Here is a 9610-nt window from a genome sequence, read left to right on the forward strand (position 1 = left end):
CCAAACGCCCCCCTCCCCCTCATCCCCGACCCTTCTCCCCCAACGGGAGATGGGAGAAAAGCCCCTCTCCCCTGCGGGGAGTGGGGTTGGGGTGAGGGGAGATTACTGGCTGACTTTCGCGGCGTTGAAGGGCTGATTCACCGCCTTGAGCCAGTCAAGCAACGCCTGTCCGCTCGGAAACGCGAGCGAACCGACCGTCAGGCGCAGACTGCCGCTTCCGACCAACTCCTGAAGCCGTTCGGCAATGGATTTGACGGCGGCGCCAGCGTAGCCGCCGTTGAGTGCGCCGGAATAATCGACGTTCTGCTGGCCGTCGCCGCTTTCGGCGGTCAGGCTGATGTCATGCGCGCGGACCCCGCTGGTTTGTTCCAGTCGCTGGATGAAGTCCCACACCGCGCCGGCGTCATCGAATTTCGCTGGCTGATTCCAGCGCGCCGGCAGCGCGGGGTCGATCACGAGCCGCACCGTCTCGCCCTGCTGTGGAATCGGGATGCGCAGCGTCTCTGAAGTCAGCTCATAGGCATCGGCCACGGCGATCGCGCTGACAACGCGGCAATTCGCTGGGACGCGAAAAACCCCGTCGTAGGTGGCGGCAGCGGTGCCCGTCGGCGCGGAACCGTCGGTGGTGAAGCGGATGACGATGCCGCCCGCCTTGGGCAGGGCGAGCAATTCGACTTCGTGGTGATCGCCCCGGTGGTGCAGTTGATATTTGAGCCTGAGCTTGGCCTTCCATTCGCGCACCGCGCTCATCCGGGCGGGGGCGTCGGGATCGACAGCGAGAAACCGGTAGCGCAACCCCACGGCCTCAAAGCGGGTGGGCGTCGGCACGGGACTGGAGGCGTCGGTCGGCTCGGCATCGCCGGTTTCATAGACCACGGCGGGGGCGTGGAGCGGTTCGATTTTCAGATAGGTGTGGCCATCGCCCTCGTCCTGCACGGAGAGTTCGCGGATCGACACCTCGGGCACGGGTGGAGGAAAGGGGCCGCGACGGATGTGATTGCCTTCCTCGCGCCAGAGATCGCGACGCAGACACTCGGCCTTGAGATCGTCGAGTGCGGATAACTTGTGCAGCGGCCAGTTGGTGTTGACGGCGGCAGCGCGTTTGAAGTCGGACCAGAGAACAACCTTGGTGTCGGAGGAACCGAACAGGCGGGCCTCGGCACGGGTGCGGAAACTGTCATCGTCGATCTTGGTGGTGAATTTCTGCGCGCCTTCGAGGGTCTTGCGGAGGGTTGCTTCGCCGTTCTGGTTGCCAGCAAAGGCGAGATCGATGCCGGTGGCGCGCAGTGCGGTGTTGATCGAGGGATAGACAATCTGATCGAAGGCTTCCTTGAGGGCGGCGGTGAATTGCAGGCCCACGCGATCGCGCAGCACACCGAGCGCGCGCCACTGCGGATCATTGGCTGGGGTTTTCTCAGTCTGAAGTTCGTCGTTGATGCTTTTCAGGGCGTGCGTCTGCCGGGCGGCATCGAGCACCCTCTGAAAGGTGTCCCGCGAGCCGGTGAGGAAGAGGACACGGTTTTTGTATGGCTGCTGATTCCACCATGCTTGCCAATCTGCCGAGATGGGTAGCTGGTTCGCTTGGCCGCCGGGACGCACGATCACGAGGATCGTCTTCTCCTGCTCGACCTGAACCTCGTCGGGTGGCGGTAGCACCTTGATGACCTGATAGCAGTCGCGCAGCAAGGCCGAAAAGTAGGCTTCAAGATGCTCGCGGAGCATTCGCTCGACGGTTTCGGTGTGGAGCGACAGCGCCGTTGACCGCAGCTTGGCGGCGAGGTTTTGCTGGTTCTTGAAGAACAACCGGCCATCGGCGGAGTCGTGGAGATACCAGGCGCGGGTCGCCAGTTTGTCGAGGACGTCGGCCTTGAAGGTGGAAAGGTCGCGACCGGGGCGCTGAAGACAATCGACGAGCTGGTACTCGCGCAGGCCATGAATGGCGCCCGGCGTGGTGGACAGCGAGGCGACGAGGATGAGGCGGGCGGCCTCCGAGGCATCGGCATTGCCATTGGTGGCATCGATCTGCTCGACCTCCGCATCGCCACCGCGGGCGATGTCGTGGGCGATGGCCTCGCTGAGGGAAGGATTGATGGTGCGGATCTCGGACGCGATCTCGTCCAGATTCAGATCCAGTTCGTAAGGGTGAATCAAGTCGATGCTGGCCGCGCGCCGAGAGTCCCACAGGCTGGACACCACCATCTGCATCAGCCGAATCACGCCACGGGTTTGCTGAAAACCTTCGTTTTCCTTGAACTTGCCCACCAGTTCGCGCAGATCGGGATGGAAGGGGTAGGCATCGATGACGCGGGTATAGAGCGTCTCGGGCGAGGTGGTGGTCAGGCCCATCTTGGCCGCCTCGCGCAGCGCCTCGCGATAGGCGGCGGCGACCACGGCGATCCGAGGCTCAGACGCGACCCGCTCGAATAGCCGTTTGCGCAGAATGTGATACAGCTCGTCGCCGTTCGGGTTGACCGGCGTGATCGGCACGGCGATCCGCCTGGATTCCGAGGAGATACCTTGCACCGCGCGGTTGAATGCCGACTCCAGCGAGGATTGGCCAATGCTGAAATTCGACCCGGCCAGATCGGATAGGACCAGGCACACGTTGTCCATGTCCGCGACGGCCACGAAGAGGTTCGCCAGTGCGGTCGTCACTACCCCCAGGTCGGCATTCCCGACCGGGACCGCGACGGCGTACTCCAGATAGGGCGGCAGCTCGTCGAGAAACAGCATCAGCGGCTCGCCACCCAACAACTGCTTCCAGGCTTCCGGCCCCGGCGCGCTGAGCAGGGGCGAGACATAGCGGGCGAACTGAGCGGCTTTGCCGAGTTGCTCCGCGAGCGATCCCCAAATACCCCCGGCGGCATCGGTGCTGCGGCCATTGAAGCCCACGACGCGACAGCGCCCGAGTGTCGGCGCGGGGTTGTGTTCGCCGAGAACCTGGTTGCGCAACGCGGGATCGTCCGCCAACAGGCCCAGCGCGATCATGCTGTGCGTCTTACCGCCCCCCATCGCCTGCGACAGCAGAAACACCGAGGAGCCCGCCCCCTGTCCGCCGAGATGGCGAAAGGCCCGATCCACCAGCGTGAGCATCCCGATGGTGAAGTAGTTTTCCTCGAAGAACTCCGCGCCCTTGACCTGTCCCTTGAGGAAGGTATCGAGGTTAAGAACCGTGGCGCGCCGGTCCGCCGCATGGACAGACTGGCGGGGTGTGCAGAGGTCAAGAATGCTCATGGGGGGCTCGAGGTCCGAGGGAAGGATCGCGGGGGTTGCCGGGTTTTTCGTCTTGTCAAGTCTTTCCACATTGGTTCTTCCGTGGTCTCGTTGTGGTTCCAGCGGCTATCGTCGATGAGATCGGCACGTATGCGCAAGCCGCCCTTCGCTCAGGTTTCGCCCCGACCGACGAAGCCGGGAATTGCCCCGAAGCGATCGCAACTGGCTGGACCGGGTTGGCGAAGGTACAATCGCGCGTTCGGAAACGATCGAGCATCGAACACCTAAAATCACCGCGCCAGCGACGACATCGGCCAGCTCGGGCCGGGCCGATGCTCAAACGACGCCGGTCATGCCGGACGCGGTTTCACAGGGCATCGGGGAGAACATATGCGTACCCTACTGGTCACTGGCGGCGCGGGTTTCATCGGCGGTAACTTCGTCCATTTCATCCTGGACGAGACCGATGCCCGCGTGGTCAATCTGGACCTGCTGACCTATGCCGGTAACCTGGACACCCTGGCGGCCCTGCAAGTTAATCCACGCCATATCTTCGTTCAGGGCGATATCGGCGATGCGGCGTTGGTCGGGCGACTGCTTCAAGAATATGAAGTCGATGCCGTGGTGAACTTCGCCGCCGAGAGTCATGTGGATCGCTCGATCGACGGCCCGGCGGAATTCGTCAACACCAACGTGCTCGGCACCTTCCATCTGCTCGACCGCGCTCGTGCCCATTGGTCCAATCTAACCGGCCCAGCCAGGGACGGATTTCGCTTCCTGCATGTCTCCACCGATGAGGTCTACGGCTCGCTGGGCGCGACCGGGCTCTTCACCGAGACCACCGCCTATGCGCCAAACTCGCCCTATTCGGCAAGCAAGGCGGCGTCGGATCATCTGGTGCGCGCCTGGTTCCATACCTACGGCCTGCCGGTGCTCACCACCAACTGCTCGAACAACTATGGTCCCTATCAGTTCCCCGAGAAGCTGATCCCGCTGATGATCCTCAAGGCGCAACGCGGCGAGCCGCTGCCGATCTATGGGGACGGCGGCAACATCCGCGACTGGCTGTTCGTCCTGGATCACTGCCGCGCCATCTGGCGGGTGCTGGAGGCGGGCACGCCGGGCGAGGTCTATAACGTCGGCGGCAACAGCGAGCGGACCAATCTTGAGGTCGTCGATACCCTTTGCGCGCTGCTCGACGAACTGCTGCCCGATGCGCCGTCTCGCCCGCATCTGCAACTCAAGAGTTTCGTCGCCGACCGCCCCGGACATGATCGCCGCTATGCGATCGACGCCAGCAAGCTCAAGCGCGAACTGGGCTGGCAGCCGGTCGAGACCTTCGAGTCCGGGATGCGACGCACCGTCGCCTGGTATCTGGATAACCCGGATTGGTGCGGGCGGGTGATGGATGGGAGTTATCGCGGCGAACGGTTGGGCTCGGGGAATGATTAATCGAACGCCGCTGGTCGCAACCGATGATCAACGCTGACAGCTCGAAAGGATTGTTGACATGAATCGCAAAGGCATCATCCTGGCCGGTGGCTCGGGTACCCGGCTTTACCCATTGACACGCACGATCAGCAAGCAACTGCTGCCGATCTACGACAAACCGATGATCTATTATCCGCTTTCCACGCTGATGCTGGCGGGGATACGCGAGATTCTGATCATCTCCACCCCGCACGATCTGCCGATGTTTAGATCACTGCTCGGCGATGGCGCGCAATGGGGGCTGTCGTTGAGTTATGCCGAGCAACCCGATCCGGGCGGTCTGGCGCAGGCGTTTCTCATCGGCAGGGAGTTCGTCGGCGATGCGCCATCCTGTCTGATCCTGGGCGACAACATCTTTTACGGTCACGGTCTGGTCGAGCAACTCAAGGCCGCGAGCGCGCGCGAACGGGGCGCGACCGTCTTCGGTTATTACGTCTCCGACCCGCAGCGTTACGGCGTGGCCGAATTCGACGCCGATGGCAAGGTGGTCCATCTGGAAGAAAAACCGCGCGAGCCCAAATCCAACTGGGCGGTAACCGGTCTCTATTTCTACGACGGCAAGGCGTGCGCGCTGGCCGCGACGCTCGCGCCCTCGCCGCGAGGCGAGTTGGAGATCACGGACCTGAACAACTGCTATCTCCGTCAGGGCGAACTCGCGCTGACCCGCATCGGACGCGGCACCGCCTGGCTCGATACCGGAACCCATGAGTCGCTGATGCAGGCCGGTCAATTCATCGAGACCATCGAAAAACGTCAGGGACTCAAGATCTGCTGTCCGGAAGAGATCGCCTATTTCAACGGCTGGATCGACGACGGCCAGTTGCGCGCCATGGGCGAGGCGCTGAGAAAGAGCGGTTACGGCGAGTATCTGCTGGGCCTGCTGCAACGGGGTCGGATATGAGAGTCATCGAAACCGCGATTCCGGGCGCGTTCATCATCGAACCCAAGGTTTGGGGCGATGAGCGCGGCTATTTCCTGGAGACCTATCAAGCCAGTCGCTATGCCGAATACGGCATCCCGTCGCCCATGGTCCAGGACAATCAATCCTTCTCGCGCAAAGGGGTGCTGCGCGGGCTGCATGTCCAGCATCCGCGGGCGCAGGGCAAGCTGGTGCAGGTCTACGCGGGCGAGGTCTTCGATGTCGCGGTGGATATTCGCCGCGGCTCCCCCACCTTCGGACAATGGGTCGGCGTCATCCTGTCGGGCGAGAACAAACGCCAGTTCTGGGTGCCGCCCGGATTTGCCCACGGTTTTCTGGTGACGGGCGACAGCGCGCTCTTCGTCTACAAAAACACCGACTATTACAGCCCGGCCACCGAATTCAGCGTCCGCTGGGATGACCCGGACATCGGCATCGAGTGGCCGCTGGATGGCACCCCGGAACTCTCGCGCAAAGACATTGAGGCAGCACTCCTGAAGGACATCCCGGCGGAGCGCCTGCCCGGCTACGAGGATTACGTATGACCAAGCAAACCGCCGCCGGCAACCGGCCCCGTCTTCTGCTGATCGGCGCCAACGGTCAGGTTGGCTGGGAGTTGTGCCGGACGCTCGCCGGGCTCGGCGAGGTGATCGCCGCCTCCATCGAGGGCGATCATGGCCCCGTCATCGACCTGATGGACGCGGCCTCCCTCGCGCGGCTGGTTCACGACACCAAGCCCGACGCCGTGGTCAATGCAGCCGCCTACACCGCCGTCGACAGGGCGGAGGTCGACCGAGAGATGGCGCAGCGCATCAACGCCGACGCGGTTGGCGAACTCGGTGCCCTGCTGGCCGCGCGCGGCGTTCCGATCATTCATTACTCCACCGATTTCGTGTTTTCGGGCACCCTGGACCGCCCTTATACCGAGGACGATCTGCCCGATCCGCTCAATGTCTATGGCGAAACCAAACTCGGCGGCGAGCGCGCCCTGTTGGAATCGGGCGCGAAATCGCTGATCTTCCGCACCAGTTGGGTCTATGGCGCGCGCGGGGCCAACTTCCTGCTGACCATGCTGCGTCTGTTCCGCGAGAAGGACGAATTGCGTGTGGTCGACGACCAGATCGGCTCGCCCACCTGGAGCCGGATGCTGGCCGAGATGACGGCGCTGGTGCTCTATCGGGTGCTGCGTGGCGAGTTGGATCTGAACCAGGTTGGCGGGCTCTACCATCTCACCGGCTCCGGACAGGTGAGCTGGTACGGTTTCGCCAACGCCATCCTGGAGTCGAGCGGGCTGGATTCGAACCTGATCCCCATCCCGTCCTCGGAATATCCGGCCCCGGCCAAACGGCCCATGTATTCGGTCCTGGACAACAGCCGCTTCCGGAAGACCTTCGGGCTGATCATGCCGGATTGGCGGCTCTCGCTCGATCAGTGCCTGGAACAGTTGAAATAACGCTCGATTCCGGTGTCGCATCCATCGGATGACACGCAGATTTGGGCGCTCCTCTTGGTCTTGGCCGGGCTGAGACGACAGGGCAGTCTGCCCGACGCTTCCGTTGGTGTATGGCTGTCAGCGGAAGGCACGCTGGAAACCGGCCTTGTGGTGGTAAGGGGCGACCCCCAACCTCTCTCACCACGACCTTGAGCACGACAGGAACCAATCGATGACACGACCAATGCTCGCTGCCCCGCTGCTGACCCTGCTTGCCGCGTCCTCGCCCGTCCTGGCGCTGGAGGCCGCGTGCGACCCCATCTTCAAGGCCAGCGCGATGAAGATCGCCCAGGCGCGATGGCACAGCGTGATCGACATCAAGGGCGCCAAGATGGAAGCCATGAAGGTCGATGGTCAATTTTTCATGCGCATCGATGACGGACAATGGCAACGCGGTCCCGACCTCGATCACGCCGAAACCGTCATGCTGGAGATGATGCAAAGCGGCAAGGCCAAGGTGACCAACTGCCAGGACGACGGCGAGGAAACCCTGGAGGGTCTGGCGACGCGGATCACGCGCTACACCATCGAGATCGCGGGGCTTCCCGAGCCGGCCTCGAATGTGACCTTGCAGACGAGTCAGGACGCTGGCTTGCCGGTCAGGCAATCCAGCGACACCACCACCATCCGTTACCGCTACCACGACATCGTGGCGCCCGAGTTGTAAGACCGGGAAATGTCACATCGCGCCGTGCGGCGCCACGGTAGCGCGGCTCCAGGTCGGGATTGGCCGGTTGGAGGAGGGTAGAGAACAAGCAATGACGGCGTTTTGAGATCAGACCATGCCCCGCCGTTATCCACCACGCCGCGAACCCCAGATTCGCGCATTGCCCCTATAATGGGTGGACACGCTCATCGCAGCATGCCGCTCCCACAAACTCTATGCTGACATTCAACCGATCCTGGACGATGCGACTCACCTGGATCACGCTCGGTATCGGGTGCCTGGCGAGCGTCATCGCCGCCCTGCAGGTCCGGCAGGGCATCGAACAGGCCGAGGTGAGGCAGTTCGCCTTCAACTGCGATCAGGTCGCCCTCAAGATCCAGGAGCGCCTGGGCGCCTATGCGCTGATCCTGCGCGGCGGTGCCGCCCTGTTTGCCGCGTCGACTACGGTCGAGCGCAACGAGTGGCGGGCCTACGTCGAGACCCTGCGCGCGAGCGGAAGCGTGTCCGGCGTCCAAGGGATCGGGTTTGCGGAAGTCATTCCCCCGGAGGAACTCGCCTCCCACCTCGCCCGCATCCGGGGCGAAGGTTTTCCCGACTACCGCGTCCGCCCGCCCGGCGCGCGCACCCTCTACACCTCCATCATCTACCTCGAACCTTTCCGCGACCGCAACCTGCGCGCCTTCGGTTTCGATATGTACGCCGAGCCGGTCCGCCGGGCCGCCATGAACCGGGCGCGCGACAGTGGCGACGCGGCCCTGTCCGGCAAGGTCGAACTGGTGCAGGAGACCGGCACCCAGATCCAGGCCGGCACTCTCCTGTATGTCCCCGTCTATCGCAACGGGGCACCGACCGACACGCTTGAACAACGGCGCGCGGCGCTGCTCGGCTGGGCCTACAGCCCCTACCGCATGCATGACCTCATGATCGGCATCCTCGGCGACGGGGAGAGTCACGCAGGCAAGACCCTCGACCTGACCATTTACGACGGTCTTGACGTGTCGCCCGCCGGACTCCTGTTCGACAGCCAACCTGACCGCGCATCCGCAATGCATTCGCCGTTCTACCAACAGCGGACGCTCGATCTCCACGGCCGGACGTGGCTGCTGGCGTTCGATCGCACCGCCAGCGCCCCCGGCATCGGCAACGCGCCCGCCTGGACCACCCTGGCCGGTGGCCTGGCGCTCAGCGGCCTGCTGTTCGGGTTGATCCTCGCCGTGATCAATACACGAAAAAACGCCGCGCGGATCGCCGGCGAACTTGCCGACAAGATCAGACGGACCGCCGCGGCGATGGCGGAAACGCGGACGCTGCTCCTGACGGTCATCGATACCGTCCCGATTCGGGTGTTCTGGAAGGATCGCAACCTGTGTTATCTCGGGTGCAATACGGCCTTTGCCAGGGACGCCGGGATGACGCATCCCCGGGATGTCATCGGCAAGGACGACCATCAGATGTCCTGGGCGGCGCAGGCGGAACTGTTTCGGGCCGATGACCGGTCCGTCATGGCGTCTGGACTCCCCAAGCTGTCCTATGATGAACAGCAGACGACCGGACAGACGACCTGGTTTCGTACGTCAAAGGTCGCGCTCAGGGATCGGGACAACGCCGTGTTCGGATTGCTGGGGATCTATGAGGACATCACCGATCGCAAGCAGGCCGAAGAGAAAGTCCAGTTGGCCGCAAACGTATTCACCCATGCGTGGGAAGGCATCATGATCACCGCCGCCGATGGCACCATCATCGATGTCAATGAGGCCTTCACGCGGATCACCAGCTACCGTCGCGAGGACGTCCTGGGCCGCAACCCGCGCCTGCTCGGCTCCGGACG

The 9610-nt window shown here is 63.4% G+C and carries 7 protein-coding genes; 6 read left to right on the forward strand and 1 reads right to left on the reverse strand.

Translation table 11 applies throughout. From position 1 onward, the window contains the following. Positions 1-102: 102 nt before the first annotated feature. Complete coding sequence (locus tag QZY07_RS17535) at positions 103-3234, reverse strand: DUF499 domain-containing protein (protein ID WP_295405503.1); 3132 nt, start codon at positions 3232-3234, stop codon at positions 103-105. Positions 3235-3603: 369 nt separating this feature from the next. Between QZY07_RS17535 and rfbB the strand changes: the two genes are divergently transcribed. From rfbB to QZY07_RS17565, 6 genes are all read left to right on the forward strand, one after another. Then, the gene (rfbB, locus tag QZY07_RS17540; protein WP_295405505.1) at positions 3604-4665 is read left to right on the forward strand and encodes a dTDP-glucose 4,6-dehydratase; all 1062 of its coding nucleotides are present in this window, start codon (positions 3604-3606) and stop codon (positions 4663-4665) included. A 58-nt stretch (positions 4666-4723) separates the two neighbouring features. Continuing rightward, positions 4724-5605 (forward strand): glucose-1-phosphate thymidylyltransferase RfbA, encoded by an 882-nt coding sequence (gene rfbA, locus QZY07_RS17545; protein WP_295405507.1) that lies wholly within the window; start codon positions 4724-4726, stop codon positions 5603-5605. Continuing rightward, positions 5602-6168 (forward strand): dTDP-4-dehydrorhamnose 3,5-epimerase, encoded by a 567-nt coding sequence (rfbC, locus tag QZY07_RS17550; protein ID WP_295405509.1) that lies wholly within the window; start codon positions 5602-5604, stop codon positions 6166-6168. Before rfbA ends, rfbC begins: the two co-directional genes overlap by 4 nt. Further along, positions 6165-7076, forward strand: a complete 912-nt coding sequence (gene rfbD / locus QZY07_RS17555; protein WP_295405512.1) for a dTDP-4-dehydrorhamnose reductase — start codon at positions 6165-6167, stop codon at positions 7074-7076. Before rfbC ends, rfbD begins: the two co-directional genes overlap by 4 nt. Before the next feature lie 211 nt (positions 7077-7287). Further along, positions 7288-7782, forward strand: coding sequence for a hypothetical protein (locus tag QZY07_RS17560; protein WP_295405514.1), 495 nt, complete (start codon positions 7288-7290; stop codon positions 7780-7782). Between the two features lie 242 nt (positions 7783-8024). After that, positions 8025-9610, forward strand: a 1586-nt coding sequence (locus QZY07_RS17565) for a CHASE domain-containing protein (RefSeq protein WP_295405515.1), incomplete at its 3' end; no start/stop codon positions are given.

It is taken from the genome of uncultured Thiocystis sp. (assembly GCF_903866365.1).
Classification (GTDB): Bacteria; Pseudomonadota; Gammaproteobacteria; order Chromatiales; family Chromatiaceae; genus Chromatium.

Coding starts and splice junctions, on each gene's coding strand:
- rfbD (WP_295405512.1), top strand. CDS start 6,165: ATGACCAAGCAAACCGCCGCCGGCAACCGGCCCCGTCTTCTGCTGATC.
- QZY07_RS17535 (WP_295405503.1), bottom strand. CDS start 3,234: ATGAGCATTCTTGACCTCTGCACACCCCGCCAGTCTGTCCATGCGGCG.
- QZY07_RS17560 (WP_295405514.1), top strand. CDS start 7,288: ATGACACGACCAATGCTCGCTGCCCCGCTGCTGACCCTGCTTGCCGCG.
- rfbC (WP_295405509.1), top strand. CDS start 5,602: ATGAGAGTCATCGAAACCGCGATTCCGGGCGCGTTCATCATCGAACCC.
- rfbB (WP_295405505.1), top strand. CDS start 3,604: ATGCGTACCCTACTGGTCACTGGCGGCGCGGGTTTCATCGGCGGTAAC.
- rfbA (WP_295405507.1), top strand. CDS start 4,724: ATGAATCGCAAAGGCATCATCCTGGCCGGTGGCTCGGGTACCCGGCTT.